Source organism: Streptomyces sp. NPDC051064 (assembly GCF_044455985.1).
In the GTDB taxonomy this organism is placed as follows: domain Bacteria; phylum Actinomycetota; class Actinomycetes; order Streptomycetales; family Streptomycetaceae; genus Streptomyces.
Window position 1 is genome coordinate 382,892 of record NZ_JBITFK010000004.1, and the last position, 17,104, is coordinate 399,995.

The following is a 17,104-nucleotide window of genomic DNA, read 5'->3' on the forward strand; positions in this document are numbered from 1 at the left end:
GCGGAGCGAGCGAGCCGCCGCGGTCCTGACGACGGACCCGGCCCGGCTCCCGACCGGAGGGTGGGCAGTGTGGCTCGAGACCGGCTGTACCCCGAACCGACGGGCGAGGTGCGCATGAGCTTGTCCCTGCGCTTCGCCGCCGGATCGCACAAGGGCATGATCCGGGAAGGCAACGAGGACTCCGGCTACGCCGGCCCCCGCCTTCTGGCCATCGCCGACGGCATGGGCGGCCAGGCGGCCGGAGAGGTCGCCAGCTCCGAGGTGATCTCCACGCTCGTGCAGCTCGACGACGACGTCCCGGGCTCCGACATCCTCACCTCGCTCGGCACGGCGGTCCAGCGGGCCAACGACCAGCTGCGCGTCATGGTCGAGGAGGACCCCCAGCTGGAGGGCATGGGCACGACGCTCACGGCCCTGCTCTGGACCGGTCAGCGTCTCGGCCTCGTCCACGTCGGCGACTCCCGCGCCTACCTCCTGCGTGACGGCGTCCTGACGCAGATCACGCAGGACCACACCTGGGTCCAGCGCCTCGTCGACGAGGGCAGGATCACCGAGGAAGAGGCCACCACCCACCCGCAGCGCTCCCTGCTGATGCGGGCACTGGGCAGCGGCGACCACGTGGAGCCCGATCTCTCCGTCCGGGAGGTCCGCGCCGGTGACCGCTATCTGATCTGCTCGGACGGGCTCTCCGGCGTCGTCTCTCACCAGACGATGGAAGAGACCCTGGCCAGCTACCAGGGCCCTCAGGAGACCATCCAGGACCTCATCCAGCTCGCCCTGCGCGGCGGCGGTCCCGACAACATCACCTGCATCGTCGCCGACGTCCTGGACGTCGACAGCAACGACACCCTGGCCGGGCAGCTCAACGACACCCCGGTCATCGTCGGCGCCGTCGCCGAGAACCAGGCCGCCCAGGCGAACGACGGCCGCGCCATGGAGACCCCGGCGGGCCGTGCGGCCGGCCTCGGCCGCCCCGTGCTGCCGTCCGGGGGCTTCGGCCCCCCTGGCAGCGGCGACGACGTGGGTTACGGCTCCGGCCCGGACGGGGCGTTCGACTCGTACACCGACGACGACTTCGTCAAGCCCCGCGGCCGCCGCAGGTGGCTGAAGCGGTCGTTCTACATCGTGCTCGCGCTGGCGGTCATCGGCGGTGGCGTCTACGGCGGGTACCGCTGGACCCAGACGCAGTTCTACGTGGGCACGAAGGACGACAGCGTCGCGCTGTACCGCGGAATCAGCCAGGACCTCGGCTGGGTGTCCCTCTCGAAGGTCGAAGAGGACACCAAGATCGAACTGAAGTACCTGCCGCCGTACTGGCGCAAGCGGGTCGAGGCGACGATCTCCCAGGGCAACCTCACCGATGCCCGCAAGAAGATCAGCGAGCTCGACGCGCAGGCATCCGCCTGCAAGAAGGACGCGCAGCGCCGCGCGGCCGAGGCGGACGCCAATGCCGCCAAGGACAAGGGCGAGACCGGCAACGCCTCCGACAGCACGTCAGCCACGTCTCCCGCCAAGGGGACCAAGACCGCAACTCCCACTCCTGGCCCCAGCCTCTCGGAGGAAGAGAAGAAGCTGGCCCTGCAGTGCGGTAAGCAGTAAGCCGTAGGGGGCCTTCAGCACATGAGCGTTGTCACCAACACGACCACCATCGGCGCGATCGACGCGCCGAGCCGCCGTAACACCGAGCTGGTGCTGGTCGCCTTCGCCGTTCTGATCTCGGTGTTCGCGTACGCCAATGTGGGCCTCGCCCTCAACGGCGAACTGCCCGCCGGCATGCTCGGCTACGGGCTGGGGCTCGCACTGCTCGGCGGTGTGGCACATCTCGCGGTGCGGAGGTTCGCCCCGTACTCGGACCCGCTGCTGCTTCCGCTGGCGACGCTGCTGAACGGGCTGGGTCTGGCCCTCATCTGGCGGCTGGACCAGTCGGAGCGGTTCCAGGCGATCAAGACGTTCGCACCGGCCGCCTCCAAGCAGCTGATGTTCTCAGCGGTAGGTGTGGCCCTGCTGGTCGTCGTCCTGATCGTCCTCAAGGACCACCGCATCCTGCAGCGCTACACCTACATCTCCATGCTGGTCGCGCTGTTCCTGCTGATCCTCCCGATGTTCTTCCCGGCCGTGAACGGCGCCAAGATCTGGATCAAGATCCCCGGCGTCGGCACGATCCAGCCGGGAGAGTTCGCCAAGATCATCATCGCGGTGTTCTTCGCCGGCTATCTCATGGTCAAGCGCGACGCCCTGGCCCTGGCCAGCCGCCGCTTCATGGGGCTCTACCTGCCCCGTGGCCGCGACCTGGGCCCGATCCTCATGGTCTGGGCGTTCTCGATCCTCATCCTGGTCTTCGAGACCGACCTGGGTTCCTCGCTGCTGTTCTTCGGCATGTTCGTCGTCATGCTGTATGTCGCCACCGAGCGGACCAGCTGGATCGTCTTCGGGCTCCTGATGTCCGGAGCCGGCGCTGTCGGAGTGGCGACGTTCGAGCCACACGTCCAGGACCGCGTCACCGCCTGGCTCGACCCGTTCGCGGGCTGGGGCAAGGAGGCGGCGAGCGAGCAGATGGCCAAGTCCCTCATGGCCTTCGGCTCCGGCGGCACGCTCGGCACCGGTCTCGGCCAGGGCAACTCGGACCTGATCGGCTTCGCCGCCAACTCCGACTTCATCCTCGCCACCGTCGGTGAGGAGCTCGGCCTCGCCGGAATGATGGCCGTCCTGCTGCTCTACGGGCTGATCGTCGAACGCGGCGTCCGCACCGCACTCGCCGCGCGTGACCCCTTCGGCAAGCTCCTCGCCATCGGGCTCTCCGGCGCCTTCGCCATCCAGGTCTTCGTCGTCGCCGGCGGTGTCATGGGGCTCATCCCGCTGACCGGTATGACCATGCCGTTCCTCGCGGCCGGTGGCTCGTCGGTCATCGCCAACTGGGCGCTCATCGGGATCCTGATCAGAATCAGCGATACGGCCCGACGTCCCGCCCCGGCCCCCGCACCGTCCCCGGACGCCGAGATGACCCAGGTGGTCCGACCGTGAACAAGCCGCTCCGCAGGATCGCGATCTTCTGCGGCATCCTCGTCCTGGCCCTGCTGATCCGCACGAACTACATCCAGTACGTCCGTGCCGACGAACTCAACGCGAACGAGCACAACCGCCGCGTCCAGATCGAGCGCTACGCTCACGAGCGCGGCAACATCATCGTCGACGGCGAGCCCGTCACCGGCTCCGTCGAGACCACGGACAGCGACTTCAAGTACAAGCGGGTCTGGAAGAACGGCCCCATGTGGGCGCCCGTCACCGGCTACTCCTCGCAGGCCTTCGACTCCTCGCAGCTGGAGAGCATCGAGGACGGCATCCTCACCGGCAACAGTGACGACCTGTTCTTCGACCGCACGCTGTCGATGTTCACCGGCGAGAAGAAGACCGGCGGGAACATCGTCACCACCCTCAACGGCGCCGCCCAGAAGGCCGCCTTCGAGGGGCTGGGCGACAAGAAGGGCGCCGTCGCCGCGCTCGATCCGCAGACCGGCGCCGTCCTGGCGCTGGCCAGCACTCCCTCGTACGACCCCTCGGTCTTCGCGGGCAACTCCATGAAGGACTCGGACGCCCGGCAGAAGCTCCTCAAGGACGAGGACAAGCCGATGCTGAACCGGGCCCTGCGGGAGACCTACCCGCCCGGCTCGACGTTCAAGGTCGTCACGGCCGCCGCGGCGCTGGAGAACGGCCTCTACACCGACATCGACGCCAAGACGGACTCCCCGCTGCCCTGGCGGCTCCCGCAGTCGACCAACCTGCTGCAGAACGAGGGGAACATCCCCTGCGAGGACGCCTCGCTCCGGGTGGCGCTGCGCTATTCCTGCAACACCGTCTTCGGCAAGATGAGCGACGACCTCGGCAACGAGAAGATGATCGAGCAGGCCGACAAGTTCGGCTTCAACGACGAGGTCTTCACGCCGGTCCGCGCCGACGCCAGCGTCTACCCCAAGGACAACCGGCCACAGAACGCCATGGCGGGCATCGGCCAGGCGTCCAACCGCACGACCCCGCTCCAGATGGCCATGGTGGCGTCCGCGATCGCCAACGACGGCAAGCTCATGCAGCCGTACATGGTCGCCCAGCGCCAGGCGCCGAACCTGGACGTCATCTACACGCACGAGAAGGAGCAGCTCAGCGAGCCGCTCTCGGCGGAGAACGCCCAGAAGGTGCAGCAGATGATGGAGACCGTGGTCCAGGACGGCACGGGAACCAACGCGCAGATCGACGGCGTCACTGTCGGTGGCAAGACGGGTACCGCCCAGCACGGCCTCAACAACAGCGAGAAGCCGTACGCCTGGTTCATCTCGTACGCCAAGACCGACAGCGGCTCCCCGGTCGCCGTCGCCGTGGTGGTCGAGGACGGCAACGCCAACCGGGACGACATCTCCGGCGGCGGGCTGGCCGCTCCGATCGCCAAGAACGTGATGAAGGCGGTACTCGACGGAAAGTAGTGACACCCGTCACAACTTCTGTTCACACCAGCACATTGGGATACCGGTCGGATATCAGCTGACGGATGCGGGCCGATCACGCCGGGCGTGCCCGGTAGCGTATGCGCGAACAGCGCACCGCCGGACCACACACGGGTGCGGTCGGGACTGACGGAGAGGGCTGGATCAGTTATGGAAGAGCCGCGTCGCCTCGGCGGCCGGTACGAGCTGGGCTCGGTGCTCGGCCGTGGTGGCATGGCCGAGGTCTACCTCGCGCATGACACCCGGCTCGGCCGCACCGTCGCTGTGAAGACGCTGCGGGCCGACCTCGCCCGCGATCCGTCCTTCCAGGCACGGTTCCGCCGTGAGGCCCAGTCGGCCGCCTCGCTCAACCACCCCGCGATCGTCGCCGTCTACGACACCGGCGAGGACTACGTCGACGGTGTCTCCATCCCGTACATCGTGATGGAGTACGTCGACGGATCGACGCTCAGAGAGCTCCTGCACTCCGGCCGCAAGCTGCTGCCGGAGCGGACCCTCGAGATGACGGTCGGGATCCTCCAGGCCCTGGAGTACTCGCACCGCGCCCAGATCGTCCACCGTGACATCAAGCCGGCGAACGTCATGCTGACGCGCACCGGCCAGGTCAAGGTCATGGACTTCGGTATCGCCCGCGCCATGGGCGACTCCGGCATGACGATGACCCAGACCGCCGCGGTCATCGGCACCGCCCAGTACCTCTCCCCGGAGCAGGCCAAGGGCGAGCAGGTCGACGCACGCTCCGACCTGTACTCCACCGGCTGCCTGCTCTACGAGCTGCTCGCGGTCCGGCCGCCGTTCGTCGGGGACTCGCCGGTCGCGGTCGCGTACCAGCACGTCCGTGAGGAGCCGCAGCCTCCGAGCAACTTCGATCCCGAGATCACGCCCGAGATGGACGCCATCGTCCTGAAGGCGCTGACCAAGGACCCGGACTACCGCTACCAGTCGGCCGACGAGATGCGGGCCGACATCGAGGCCTGCCTCGACGGCCAGCCGGTCGCGGCCACGGCGGCCATGGGAGCGGCGGGCTACGGCGGGTACGACGGCTACAACAACGACCAGCCCACCACCGCCCTGCGGGCGGCGGACCAGGGTGGCGCCCAGACGTCCATGCTGCCTCCGGTCAATCCGGACGACGGCGGCTACGGCTACGACGACCGCCCGGGCCGCAGGCGCCAGAAGAAGAGCAACACCTCGACGATCCTCCTGGTCGTCGCCGGCATCCTGGTGCTCATCGGGGCGATCCTCATCGGCCGTACTGTCTTCAGCTCCACCGACGGCGGCGGCGGCAAGGTCGACGTGCCGAACCTGATCGGTTCCACGATGGAAGAGGCCCAGGGGCGCGCGGACAACGCCGAGGTCAAACTGGCGGTCGGTTCCAAGGAACCCTGCGCGAACCAGGAGAAGGGCAAGATCTGCAGCCAGTCCCCGTCCCCGAGCGAGAAGATGGAGACGGGCGAGACCGTGACGGTGGTCGTCTCCACCGGCGCCCCCAAGGTCGAGGTCCCGGACGTCCTGGAGAAGTCCGAGGACAGCGCCCGCAAGGCTCTGGAGGACAAGGGCTTCACGGTGAACGTCGAGACCGCCGAGTCCGAGAAGACCGTGGACACGGTCATCTCCCAGGACCCCGAGGGCGGTTCGAAGGTGGAGAAGGACACCGAGGTCACGATCACCGTGGCCAAGGAGGCCACCGTGCCGATGCCCGACGTGCGCACCCGCTCCTACGACGCGGCCGTGGCACAGCTGAACGGCCTCGGGTTCACCAACGTGTCGAAGCAGGATGTCGACTCGGAGGAGGCCGCCGGGACGGTCATCGAGCAGACCCCCACGGGTCCGAGCGAGCAGTCCAAGGACGTCCAGATCGTCCTGAAGGTGTCCAAGGGACCGGCTCAGCCCGAACAGGTCACCATTCCGGCTGACATCGTCGGTCAGCGGTTCCAGCAGGCGAAGGGCACGCTCGAAGGACTGGGCCTCGTGGTCGCACTCGCGCCCAACTCGTCGGACAAGCCGAACGCCATGGTGGTGCAGGCCGACCCGGGGGCCAACACCCCGGTCGCCAAGGGCTCCACGGTCACCCTCACCACCCTCGGCGGCGGCATCATCGGCGGCCAGTCCGGCTCCGAGGACTGACCCGCGTAACGCCGTGCGTACACGCACAGGGCCCCGGTCACCTCAACGGTGACCGGGGCCCTGTGCGTTCGTCCGTGACTACCGCAGCTCCGCCGGCTTCGTGCGGTCCCTGTCCACCTTCTCGGTCCGCACGAGCTCGCCCCAGACGATGTAGCGGTACTTCGAGGTGTAGACCGGGGTGCACGTCGTCAGCGTGATGTAGCGGCCGGCCTTCTTCACGCCCGATTCCTTGGGCACCGGGGCGATCGCGTCGACGTTGAACTTCGACGTCTCCGGCAGCTCCGCGAAGACCTTGTAGACGTACCACGTGTCCTTGGTCTCGAAGACGACCGCGTCGCCCTTCTTCACCTTGTCGATGTTGTGGAACTTGGCGCCGTGCCCGTCCCGGTGCGCGGCGAGCGCGAAGTTGCCCTGAGCGTCCGAGGGGAGGGCCGACTTCACGGGGTCCGTGTAGTAGCCGGCGATGCCGTTGTTGAGCGTCTCGGTGTCGGTGCCCTTCTTGACCAGCACCTCGCCGTTCCTCATGGCGGGGACGTGCAGGAAGCCGATGCCGTCCCTGGTGTCCAGCGCTCCCGGGCCGCCCGCCCAGCGGTCGCGGACGGTGCTGCCCTGCTTGTCCGCCTCACGGTCGGCCAGCACGTTGGTCCACCACAGCGAATAGACGACGAACAGGCCCAGCACCAGCCCGGCGGTGATCAGCAGTTCGCCGAAGAGGCTCACCGCCGTCGCGACGGGGTGGCGGCTCCTGCGCCGGACCGGGGCCGCCGGCTCGTCGGTGCGCTCTTCGTGCTCGGTCCTCGCTGCCACCGCACCCGTCCCTGTCGTGATGTCGTCCAGCTCGCGTCAGCCGACGAGCGCGTCGGGCTTCCCCTTGCTGCGCGGCCGTTCCTCGACCATTTTGCCCCACACGATCATTCGGTACGTACTCGTGAATTCCGGGGTGCACGTCGTCAGCGTGATGTACCTGCCCGGGCCGGTGAAGCCGGAGCCCTGGGGCACTTCGTCGATCACGGACACATTGGACGGCGACGTCTGCGGAAGGATGTTGGTCATCTCGTACGTGTAGTAGGCGTCCTGCGTCTCGACCACGATCGCGTCGCCCTGCTTCAGCTTGTTGATGTAGCGGAAGGGCTCCCCGTGGGTGTTGCGGTGACCGGCCACCGCGAAGTTCCCCTGCTCGTCCGACGGCATGGCGGTCTTCAGCTTGCCCTCGGCGTAGTGACCGATCATGCCGCGGTCGAGGACCTTCTCCTTGCTGATGCCCTCCGCGATCGGGGCGACCACGTCCAGCTTGGGGATGTGCATGATGGCGAACCCCTGGCCGGGCTCGAAGGCCCCCGGGCTGCGCTCGCCGTTGGCCCAGTCGTCCTGGATCTTGCTCGTCTCCCGGCCGGCGATCTGGTCGGCGCGGACGTTGGTCCACCACAGCTGGTACGTGACGAACAGAAGCATCAGCACGCCGAAGGTGATGAACACTTCGCCGACTACCCGGCTGGCGACGACGGCGGGGCTGTCCTTGGCGGCACGGGCCGCGCGCCGGGCCTCCAGCCGTGACATCGGGACCGCGGGCTCCGCCGCCTCGGGCTCCGTGGCGCGCCTGGGTTCGCCCCGCCGTCTGCCGTGCCCCTTGGCCGCCCGGCGGCGCTCGGCCCGGCCGCCTGTCGCCGGCGGTTCGGGAGCGGGCCCGGAGGTGTCGGATCCGTCCGGCTCCGACGCTCGCCGGGTGTCGGCGGTCCGCAGCGCCATGGTCTCGTCGTGCAGGACCGGACCGACGTCGGCAACGGGCCGCGCAGGGTCCGGACGGACGTCGGCGAAAGCTTCCACGGGGCCCGGGTCAGCTGCTGCCCGGGCCGGGGGCGGCGTCCCCTGACCGGGTATCACCGCGGTCCCCTGGACGCTCGGCGCACCAGGAGCTGTCTCCGGCCCCTGGTGCCCGTACCAGTCCCTCTGATACCCCTCCGGGTCGTACCACTCGCCCGGGGTCTCCGCGGGCCCCTGGGGCGCCGTCTGGGGCATCTGGCGCGTTCCGCTGTCCTGGGGGCCCTCCGCCCGGAACCAGGGCGAGGTGTGCTGCCCCGCCGACGGGTCCGTGGGCCGCTGCCCCGGAAGCGGATCGTTCAGCGGGTCGGCGAGCTGCTCCACCGCCGCCTCGAACGTGCCGTCGGGCTCGTACGCACCCTGCGCGTACGGGCCTTCCTGCCCGGCGGAGGGGCGGAGTGAGGTCACGCGGCGGCCTTGCCCACCACCGGGGCGAGCCCCGCCGATCTCGCGACCGCGCCCTCGTCACCACACTGCTCCAGCCAGTTGGCGAGCATCAGGTGACCGTGCTCCGTGAGCACCGATTCGGGGTGGAACTGCACTCCCTCCACCGCCTGTTCGCGGTGGCGCAGCCCCATGATGATGCCGTCGGCGGTGCGTGCGGTGACTTCGAGCACGGACGGGAACGTCGCCGGCTCGGCGGCGAGCGAGTGGTAACGCGTCGCGGTGAACGGGGACGGCAGACCGGCGAACACGCCCTTGCCCTCGTGCAGCACGGGGGAGGTCTTGCCGTGCAGCAGCTCCGGCGCGCGGTCCACGACACCGCCGTACGCGACGGCCATCGACTGCATCCCCAGGCAGACGCCGAAGACCGGCACCCCGCTCCGCGCACAGTGGTGGACCATCTCGATGCAGACCCCCGCCTGCTCGGGTGTACCGGGGCCGGGCGACAGCAGGACGCCGTCGAAGCCGTCCTCGGCGTGCGCCGTGGTCACCTCGTCGTTGCGCACCACCTCGCACTCGGCGCCGAGCTGGTAGAGGTACTGGACGATGTTGAAGACGAAGCTGTCGTAGTTGTCGACGACGAGAATGCGTGCGCTCACTGACCGGACCCCGCTCCGCTGGTGCCTTCGCCGTCCACCGTCACATCACCGAACGGGAGCAGAGGCTCCGCCCAGGGGAAGACGTACTGGAAGAGCGCGTAGACAACGGCCAGGACCAGCACGAGCGAGATGAAGCCCCGCACCCATGCGTTGCCCGGCAGGTGCCGCCAGATCCAGCCGTACATGCTGTTGCCTCCATTCGGTACGGCACCAGACTAAACGGCCGGGGCACAGGCGTGGGTCAGCTGTGGAAAGCCGCTCGTGCGGACGTGCGTCGCAGTCCCGTGCGGGCCTTCCGCGGGCTACTCGACAGGCTGTGCGTAGTGGAGATCGACGGTGCCCGAATAGCCGGGAAGCGTCAGCTTGTCGTCCTCCTCGACCTTCCATCCCAGCCCGTACGCCTTCACGTACAGCTGGTAGTTCTGGATGGCCGTGGAGTCGTCGATCGCCTGCCGCAGCTTCCCGGGGTCACCGACGGCGGTGACCTTGTACGGAGGCGAGTAGACCCGGCCCTGCAGGATCAGCGTGTTGCCGACGCAGCGCACCGCGCTGGTGGAGATCAGCCGCTGGTCCATCACCCGGATCCCGCGGGCGCCGCCTTCCCAGAGGGCGTTGACGACGGCCTGCAGGTCCTGCTGGTGGATCACCAGGTCGTTGGGTTGCGGCTCGGGGTACCCGGGGTTGGCGGTGGCGTCGGCAGGGGCGTCGTTCAGCGTGACGGAGAGCGCCTCACCGGTGACCTCCGTGGTGCCCGCGGCCTTCTCCAGCGCGTCGAGCTCGGCGTCCTCGGCGCGGGTGCTGCCGTCGTCGCGCCGGGCGAGGGTGTCGATGTCCGCGCGCACGGAAGCGGTCGATTCGTCCAGCTCCGCGTTGTTCTCGCTGCGCTGCTGAATGAGGTCGGAGAGCTTCAGCAGAGAGGAGTCGGTCCGGATATCGGTCCCCTTGGCCGTATTGGCGCTGGTGACGAAGATCAGCCCGGCCAGTGCGAAAACGGCAGCGGTGAGGCCTTGGACCGGCCATCGGGACATGCGCCCGGCCGGGTCTCGAGGAGAGTCGGCAGAATTGCTCAACGTACCCTTATCTCCTTAGGCGCCACGGAAGCACTACGCTAACGGACGCCCCGGGGAGGCAGCATTCCCCCTCGCGCCCCGGCGCCAGCCACAGATCCCTGCGCGGTCACGCAGCGCATCGACAGGAGAGTCCCTCGTGCCGAAGTCACGTATCCGCAAGAAGGCAGATTTCACGCCTCCGCCGGCCAAGCAGTCGACGAGCATAAAGCTGACCAATCGCAGTTGGGTGGCGCCGGTGATGCTGGCGCTCTTCCTGATCGGTCTGGCCTGGATCGTGGTCTTCTACGTCACCGAGGGCGACCTGCCGGTCGACGCTCTCGGCAACTGGAACATCGTGGTGGGCTTCGGCTTCATCGCCGGTGGCTTCGGAGTCTCCACGCAGTGGAAGTAGCTCTGCCCTGAGTTACCCACAGAGTTATCCACAGGTAGGGGAAAAGGTCAGACGATCTGTGGATAACTTCCCTCGAAGTTGACGCCGGTGTGACTACACACTTACGCGTCGCGCGAGGGTACGCCCCTTGTCCTGACTGGTAAAACTCGGTCCAGCGACAAGGGGCACACCTGTTCCCCACGTCATGCACAAGATCCGGCACACTCTGTGGACAACCGCACCCCTGGAGCAACGGATTCCGCTCAGGTGAGCACAGCCGTCCTGACGAGGACGGTCACCACGACCGCCACGAGGACCAGCCCGCAGGCCCCGTACTGCACGAGATTCCGGCGCTCCCGGGGTGCGTGGACCATGGCGATCGCGATCAGCGCCCCGGCGACCAGCCCACCGACGTGCGCCTGCCAGGCGATCCCGCCCCACGGGTTGAAGGTGAAGATCAGGTTGACCACGAGCAGCGCGATCACCGGCCGCATGTCGTAGTTCATCCGGCGCATCAGCACGGCCGTGGCACCCAGCAGTCCGAAGACCGCCCCTGAGGCGCCGAGCGAGCCCTGGCCGGGGTCCTCGACCGCATAGGTGAGCGCGCTGCCCGCCAGCCCCGACAGCAGGTAGAGCGCGAGGTACCGGGCACGGCCCAGCGCGGCCTCCAGGGGTCCGCCGAGCCACCACAGCCCCAGCATGTTGAACGCGATGTGCCACACCTCCTGGTGCAGGAACATCGACGTCACCAGCCGGTACCACTGCCCCTCCGCCACACCTTCGATGCCGGCCGACGGATCGCCCGAGTAGGCACGGCCGAACAGCAGCAGATCGTCGAGCAGTGAACGGCCACCGACCGAGACCGCGATGAAGACGGCGAGGTTGATGGAGAGCAGGATCTTGGTGACCAGCCTGGGGTCGGCGGCCACGCTCCCGCCCGCCAGCGTCCGCGGCCGGTTCGCCGCGGGGTGGTGACCCGTACCCGATCCTTGACGGACGCACTCCGGGCAGTGGAAGCCCACCGACGCCTCGATCATGCAGTCCGTACAGATCGGCCTCTCGCACCGCGTGCAGCGGATTCCCGTCTCCCTGCCCGGGTGCCGGTAACACGTGGGGGGACCGCCCGCGGCCGCGGACCTGTCCTGGTCTTCCGGCGGCTGCTGGTCCATCGGTCACGGCCCCTTCGGTCCTCGTCCGTGCAGGGGGCACACATGCGACCGCCCCGCTCGCCCGTTATGTAACAGTACGGATGAGCAGGGCGGTTGGTTCCCGCAGGGCGGCGGCCGGCCGGGTCAGCGGCCCGGGAGGCCGGCCACCCCGCGGATCACCGGGTCTCGATGACGACCGACTCGATCACCACGTCCTGGAGCGGACGGTCGGTGCGCGGATTGGTCGGAGCCGCCGCGATGGCGTCCACGACCTTCTTGCCCGCCTCCCCGGCGACCTCGCCGAAGATCGTGTGCTTCCCGGTCAGCCAGGCGGTGGGCGACACGGTCACGAAGAACTGCGACCCGTTGGTGCCCGGTCCGGCGTTGGCCATCGCCAGCAGGTACGGCTTGTCGAACGCGAGGTCGGGGTGGAACTCGTCGCCGAACTCGTAGCCGGGGCCGCCCGTCCCGTTGCCCAGCGGGTCGCCGCCCTGGATCATGAAACCGCTGATGACACGGTGGAAGACAGTGCCGTCGTACAGCTTGTCGGTGGACTTCCGGCCGGTCTCCGGGTTGGTCCACTCGCGCTCGCCCTGGGCGAGATCGACGAAGTTCTTGACCGTCTTGGGGGCATGGTTCGGCAGCAGCCGGATCTCGATGTCGCCCAGACTGGTCTTCAAAGTGGCGTAAAGCTGCTCGGCCACGGTCTGCCTTCCGTAAGTCTCCGCTGATGACCACCGATCCTCGCACGGGGAACCCGGTCCACAGCGCGGTCACAGCACCGGGAAGGGCGGCACTCACCTTGTTGCTCGCTTTCCTGCACCTTTCCCACACTTCCTGCGGGATAAATGCGGCCAAGTGCCCGACGACACGGAGCGCGCGGACACGAACCGTGGCATCGTCGGCGACACGCTCCCCTTGCACCGTATTGCCAGAGAATGACGTTCATGACCCGGATGCCCGCCCCGCATGGCGCCCAAGGCGTCAGCGGGCATGATTTCGAATTGGGTGGATAGGCGGAGTACCTACCCGCCACCAATGAGGAGGATCCCGTGACCCGCATCGACAGCGTGCGCGCCGCAACCTACTCGGCGAAGGACAGCGCGCAGCACGCCGCGGAAGTGGTGGCGCCTTACGCCGACACGGCCAAGGAACAGGCCACGCACTACGCGCACGAGGCTCGTGCGCGGCTCGCGCCCAAGGTGTCGAAGGCAGCGGCGCAGGCCCGCGTCCAGTACGGCGCACACCTCGCACCGCGTATCGAACAGGCGCTCACCCATGTACCCCCCAAGGTCGACGAGGCCGCGCAGAAGGCCGCGACCCGGACGCGCAACGCCGCCCGCACGGCAGCGGACTACACCGTGCCGCGCGTCGAGTACGCGGTGGCCGCGAGTCGCCCCATGGCCGAGGAGGCCACCGCCCGCAGCACCGCCGCACTGGCTGCTCTCCGTGGCCAGGTGACGACCAAGGAGATCCAGAAGCTCGTCAGGAAGCACGAGCGGCGGGCCAAGGCGGGCCGGGCGGTCAAGGGCTTCCTCGTCCTGGGCGCCCTGGCCGGAGGGGCCTTCGCCGCCTGGAAGTGGTGGGACAAGCAGGCCAACCCGGACTGGCTGGTCGAGCCGCCCGCCCCCACCGAGGTGGGCGACGACCGCGCCCCCCTTACATCGGTCGACGGAAGCGGCTCGACCGTGGTCGACCCGGAGGTCCGTGCCAAGCAGGACGAGGCCGGATCGGACACGGCGGAAGGCGACCGCGACGACCGCCGCTGAGAACACGGCGCACCTCGTGTGACACAGGGGCGCCGGAAGACCTCACGGTCTTCCGGCGCCCCTGTCTCGTTTCACGTGAAACCGACAGGCGTACACCCGGTCCACGGACTCCCTCCGACGGAGACCTGGGCCTTGCTCTCAGTGGATGGGCATTAACGTCCTCACCCCGCCCGCCACGGCTCGGGGTGGTTGCTGCGAAGGCCCTCCAGGGCATGCTGCTCAGCGCGGTGGAAGTGAAGTCCCCGCGCGATCCGGAGGGCCTCGCGGTGGTGTTCCGCAGCCTCACGGGGGCAGAGGAGTGCGGTCATCGCACGTCCCGCCGCGTTGCGGCACTCCGCCTGGGCCCAGAGATCGCCGAGCTCCTCCGCGACCCTGATGCCTTCCAGGCACAGGGAGCGGGCAGCATCACGGTCGCCCGCCTTCGCCTTCAAGACGCCCAAATAGGCCTGGGACAGGGCTTCGGGCCGCTGGAGGCCGCGGTGGTCCCTGCTGAGGGCGAGGCCCGCCTCGAGGGAGAGCGACGCGGTGTGCGGGTGCCCCAGGGCCTCGTGGACCAGCCCCAGCTCGACGAGGGTCATCGCCTCGGCCCTGCGGTGCGACTGCGACCGGATCAGCCGCAGGCAGCGGGAGTAGAGACGGTAGGCGATGTCCGGCGCCCCCGAGTCGAGCTCGACCCGGGCCAGCGCGCCGTACGCGAGGGCGGTCCGCAGATGGTCGGTGCCCGACGAGTAGAGCCGGATGGATTCCGTGAGGTGTCGGCGCGCCTCGTCCAGCGCGCCCGTGGTCCAGCGGGCCCGCCCCAGCTCCTCGCGGGCGGCGGCCAGCAGATCCGGCCAGTCGTGGAGCTCGCTGAGCCGCAGGGCGCGCTGCACGTGCTGCTCCGCGGCGTCGACGAGACCCGCGGTGAGAGAGGCGTCGACAAGGCTGAGGGAGAGCTCGGTCTCCGCGCGCGGGTTCGCCCCGCGTTGTGCGGCCCGCAGCCCGGCCCTCGCGACGGTGAGCCACTCGGGGACCCGGGAACGGCGCTTGCAGGTCTCGCGCAGCATGCCCGCGAGTGTCCAGGCGGCGACGTACGGGCCGTGCTCCGCGGTGTGCTCCACGGCGGCGGTGAGATTGCGCAGCTCGGCCTCCGCGTCCTCCTCCGAGACCGGCGCGTGCTCGGTGGCACGGGATTCCTGACCCACCACGTGTATCCGGCCGACGCGGCCGTCGAGCACGGTCGCGACCTGTGTGTACCAGCCCATGAGTCGGTGCAACGCTTCCTGCCGGGACTCGGCCGGCTCCTCGTCGCCGGCCCGCTTCCAGGCGTACTCGCGTAGCAGGTCGTGCGGGAAGCCGAAGCGGCCGGGCGCGTGCTGGACCAGGAGGTTCGCCGTGGTGAGCGCGTGGAGGGCCGGGCGGACGGCGGCCTCGTCCGCGCCGGTCAGGGCGGCTGCGGCCGCATAGGTCAGATCGGGCCCGGGGAGAAGGCCGAGGAGCCGCAGGGCGCGCCGGCCGCGGTCGTCGAGCCGCTGGTAGGACAGATCGAGTGAGGCACCCACGGACGCCCGCTCGTCGTCCGCCACGGAGGCTCCGGCCAGCGGTCCGGCGGCGGCGAGTTCCCTGGCCACGGACCTGAGGTCGAAGTGCGGTGTGACCGCGGATCCGGCCGCCACCACGCGCAGGGCCAGCGGAAGGTAGCCGCACAGCCGGGAGATCTCGGCGACCGCGGCGTCCGGTTCGCCGGTGGAACGCCGGCCGCCCAGCGCGCTTCTCAGTAGCTCCGCCGACTCCTGGGGGCTCAGCACAGGCAACGCGATGCGTTGCGCGTCCTCGTGCACGGCCAGGCTGACCAGGGCACGGCGGCTGGTGACGAGGACGGCGCAGCCCGGCGCGCTGGGCAGCAGATGCCGTACGTGGTCGGCGTCGGCCGCATTGTCCAGGACGATCAGGGTGCGACGGGCGGCGAGGACCGACCGGAAGAGCGCGCCGCGTTCGAGGCAGTCCGTCGGGACGTGCTGGGCCGCCACCCCCATCGCGCGCAGGAAGGAGCCGAGAACCTCGGACGAGTCGGCTGCGCCGAGACGGTCGAACCCCCTCAGATCGATGAAGAGCTGGCCGTCGGGGAAGTCGTCGGCCACCTGGTGGGCACAGTGCACGGCCAGAGCGGTCTTGCCGATCCCCGCGGTGCCCTCCACGCAGACCACAGGCATCTTTCCGGACCGCAGCAGCTTCGTGATGTGCTCGATCTCCCCTGCGCGCCCTGTGAAGTCCCTCACCGCGTTCGGCAATTGGTGCGGCGTGAGGGGTGCTTCCGGCGGCCGCTCCACCGGAAGCACAGCGTTCAGGACGAACTGGTGCGCGTCCCTGAGCTCGGCGCCCGGCTCCACGCCGTACTCCTCGACCAGCCGCTCACGGATCCGCGCGTAGGCGTCGAGTGCCTCCACCTGGCGGCCGCTGTCGGCGAGCGTCCGCATCAGCAGGGCGTGCAGGCGCTCTCGGAGCGGGTGCTCGTTGATGAGGCGCACGAGTTCGGGCAGGTGGCGTTCGCCCTGCCCCAGCGAGACCTCCAGGGCGTACAGCTCCTCCTGGGCGGAGAACCAGCGCTCCTGGAATCTCTCGCGCTCCAGTTCGATACCGCGGCTCTCGGTTCCCTCGGCGAGCGGGCCGCGGGCCAGGGCGATCGCTCTGGCCAAGGTTTCGGCGGCATCCGCCCGCCGGCCCGACTCGCTCAGGGCGCGGGAAGCGGCGAACAGCTCCTCGAACTCCAGGAGATCGCAGTCGAACCCGCCGGGCGTGCCGAGCACGTAACCGGCTTCTGAATGGGTGAGCGGCAGGGAGTCCGGCAGGCAGCGCCGAAGGCCCGATATGTACTTCTGGACGAGATTGAGGGCGTGGGCCGACGCGTCGTCACCCCAGACCATCGCGATGATCCGGTCGGCGGGAACGGGGCGCGGACCGCCGAGCAGCAGAGCTACCAGCACCGCGCGCTGGCGGGGCGGTCCGAGCGGCAGTAATCGTCCGCCGACCAACGCTCTTAAGGAGCCCATCACTTCGAAACGTACGTGCGAGTCAATCATCTTCCCCCCGGCTAACGGTAAAGAGAGCGTAAGGCTCCTGCTGATCAGATCTTCTGGTATTAACAGGCTGTTTCACGCCAGGCCGCCCCGCACCGGCCTTCCGAAGCAGTTCAGCGTCCCTTCCAGCGGCCCGTCAGCACCTCCGGCGAAGGTTCCGTCCCAGGAACCGACCCCGAACGAGACATCACGCAGACAGGTCCAGGAGGA

General features: G+C 69.1%; 14 protein-coding genes. 6 read left to right on the forward strand and 8 right to left on the reverse strand.

Features of this window, described 5'->3' with window-relative positions:
* The first annotated feature begins 114 nt into the window (after window positions 1-114).
* From ACIBCU_RS16700 to pknB, 4 genes are all read left to right on the forward strand, one after another.
* Window positions 115-1,599, forward strand: coding sequence for a Stp1/IreP family PP2C-type Ser/Thr phosphatase (locus tag ACIBCU_RS16700; protein WP_399232029.1), 1,485 nt, complete (start codon window positions 115-117; stop codon window positions 1,597-1,599).
* A gap of 21 nt (window positions 1,600-1,620) precedes the next feature.
* The gene (locus ACIBCU_RS16705; protein ID WP_362927503.1) at window positions 1,621-3,021 is read left to right on the forward strand and encodes an FtsW/RodA/SpoVE family cell cycle protein; all 1,401 of its coding nucleotides are present in this window, start codon (window positions 1,621-1,623) and stop codon (window positions 3,019-3,021) included.
* Window positions 3,018-4,472, forward strand: coding sequence for a penicillin-binding transpeptidase domain-containing protein (locus tag ACIBCU_RS16710; protein ID WP_362927504.1), 1,455 nt, complete (start codon window positions 3,018-3,020; stop codon window positions 4,470-4,472). The genes ACIBCU_RS16705 and ACIBCU_RS16710 overlap by 4 nt, the downstream gene beginning before the upstream one ends.
* A gap of 171 nt (window positions 4,473-4,643) precedes the next feature.
* Entirely contained in the window at window positions 4,644-6,620 is a 1,977-nt protein-coding gene (gene pknB / locus ACIBCU_RS16715; RefSeq protein WP_362927505.1) for a Stk1 family PASTA domain-containing Ser/Thr kinase, read from the forward strand.
* Window positions 6,621-6,698: 78 nt separating this feature from the next.
* Here the strand turns inward: pknB and ACIBCU_RS16720 are convergent, their stop codons facing one another.
* From ACIBCU_RS16720 to ACIBCU_RS16740, 5 genes are all read right to left on the reverse strand, one after another.
* Window positions 6,699-7,427, reverse strand: coding sequence for a class E sortase (locus tag ACIBCU_RS16720; protein WP_399232032.1), 729 nt, complete (start codon window positions 7,425-7,427; stop codon window positions 6,699-6,701).
* A 36-nt stretch (window positions 7,428-7,463) separates the two neighbouring features.
* Entirely contained in the window at window positions 7,464-8,846 is a 1,383-nt protein-coding gene (locus ACIBCU_RS16725) for a class E sortase (protein WP_399232034.1), read from the reverse strand.
* A complete protein-coding gene (locus ACIBCU_RS16730; protein WP_362927508.1) occupies window positions 8,843-9,481 on the reverse strand; it encodes an aminodeoxychorismate/anthranilate synthase component II in 639 nt (212 codons plus the stop codon). The genes ACIBCU_RS16725 and ACIBCU_RS16730 overlap by 4 nt, the downstream gene beginning before the upstream one ends.
* Window positions 9,478-9,666: a hypothetical protein gene (locus tag ACIBCU_RS16735; RefSeq protein ID WP_099173291.1), complete on the reverse strand. Its 189-nt coding sequence runs from the start codon at window positions 9,664-9,666 to the stop codon at window positions 9,478-9,480. The genes ACIBCU_RS16730 and ACIBCU_RS16735 overlap by 4 nt, the downstream gene beginning before the upstream one ends.
* Before the next feature lie 117 nt (window positions 9,667-9,783).
* On the reverse strand, window positions 9,784-10,509 hold the full coding sequence (locus tag ACIBCU_RS16740; RefSeq protein WP_362927509.1) for a DUF881 domain-containing protein: 726 nt from the start codon (window positions 10,507-10,509) through the stop codon (window positions 9,784-9,786).
* A 178-nt stretch (window positions 10,510-10,687) separates the two neighbouring features.
* Between ACIBCU_RS16740 and crgA the strand changes: the two genes are divergently transcribed.
* Entirely contained in the window at window positions 10,688-10,942 is a 255-nt protein-coding gene (gene crgA, locus ACIBCU_RS16745) for a cell division protein CrgA (protein ID WP_033296748.1), read from the forward strand.
* A gap of 242 nt (window positions 10,943-11,184) precedes the next feature.
* On the opposite strand, the gene ACIBCU_RS16750 is transcribed toward crgA, so the two are convergent.
* On the reverse strand, window positions 11,185-12,090 hold the full coding sequence (locus ACIBCU_RS16750) for a rhomboid family intramembrane serine protease (RefSeq protein WP_362927510.1): 906 nt from the start codon (window positions 12,088-12,090) through the stop codon (window positions 11,185-11,187).
* Window positions 12,091-12,245: 155 nt separating this feature from the next.
* The gene (locus ACIBCU_RS16755) at window positions 12,246-12,773 is read right to left on the reverse strand and encodes a peptidylprolyl isomerase (RefSeq protein WP_399232037.1); all 528 of its coding nucleotides are present in this window, start codon (window positions 12,771-12,773) and stop codon (window positions 12,246-12,248) included.
* 348 nt (window positions 12,774-13,121) lie between these two features.
* On the opposite strand from ACIBCU_RS16755, the gene ACIBCU_RS16760 reads away from it, so the two are divergent.
* Window positions 13,122-13,838, forward strand: coding sequence for a DUF5324 family protein (locus ACIBCU_RS16760; protein WP_362927512.1), 717 nt, complete (start codon window positions 13,122-13,124; stop codon window positions 13,836-13,838).
* A gap of 161 nt (window positions 13,839-13,999) precedes the next feature.
* On the opposite strand, the gene ACIBCU_RS16765 is transcribed toward ACIBCU_RS16760, so the two are convergent.
* Window positions 14,000-16,897: a BTAD domain-containing putative transcriptional regulator gene (locus ACIBCU_RS16765; RefSeq protein WP_399232039.1), complete on the reverse strand. Its 2,898-nt coding sequence runs from the start codon at window positions 16,895-16,897 to the stop codon at window positions 14,000-14,002.
* Window positions 16,898-17,104: the final 207 nt, after the last annotated feature.

Coding starts and splice junctions, on each gene's coding strand:
- ACIBCU_RS16700 (WP_399232029.1), top strand. CDS start 115: ATGAGCTTGTCCCTGCGCTTCGCCGCCGGATCGCACAAGGGCATGATC.
- ACIBCU_RS16705 (WP_362927503.1), top strand. CDS start 1,621: ATGAGCGTTGTCACCAACACGACCACCATCGGCGCGATCGACGCGCCG.
- pknB (WP_362927505.1), top strand. CDS start 4,644: ATGGAAGAGCCGCGTCGCCTCGGCGGCCGGTACGAGCTGGGCTCGGTG.
- ACIBCU_RS16735 (WP_099173291.1), bottom strand. CDS start 9,666: ATGTACGGCTGGATCTGGCGGCACCTGCCGGGCAACGCATGGGTGCGG.
- ACIBCU_RS16740 (WP_362927509.1), bottom strand. CDS start 10,509: ATGTCCCGATGGCCGGTCCAAGGCCTCACCGCTGCCGTTTTCGCACTG.
- ACIBCU_RS16750 (WP_362927510.1), bottom strand. CDS start 12,090: ATGGACCAGCAGCCGCCGGAAGACCAGGACAGGTCCGCGGCCGCGGGC.
- ACIBCU_RS16765 (WP_399232039.1), bottom strand. CDS start 16,897: ATGATTGACTCGCACGTACGTTTCGAAGTGATGGGCTCCTTAAGAGCG.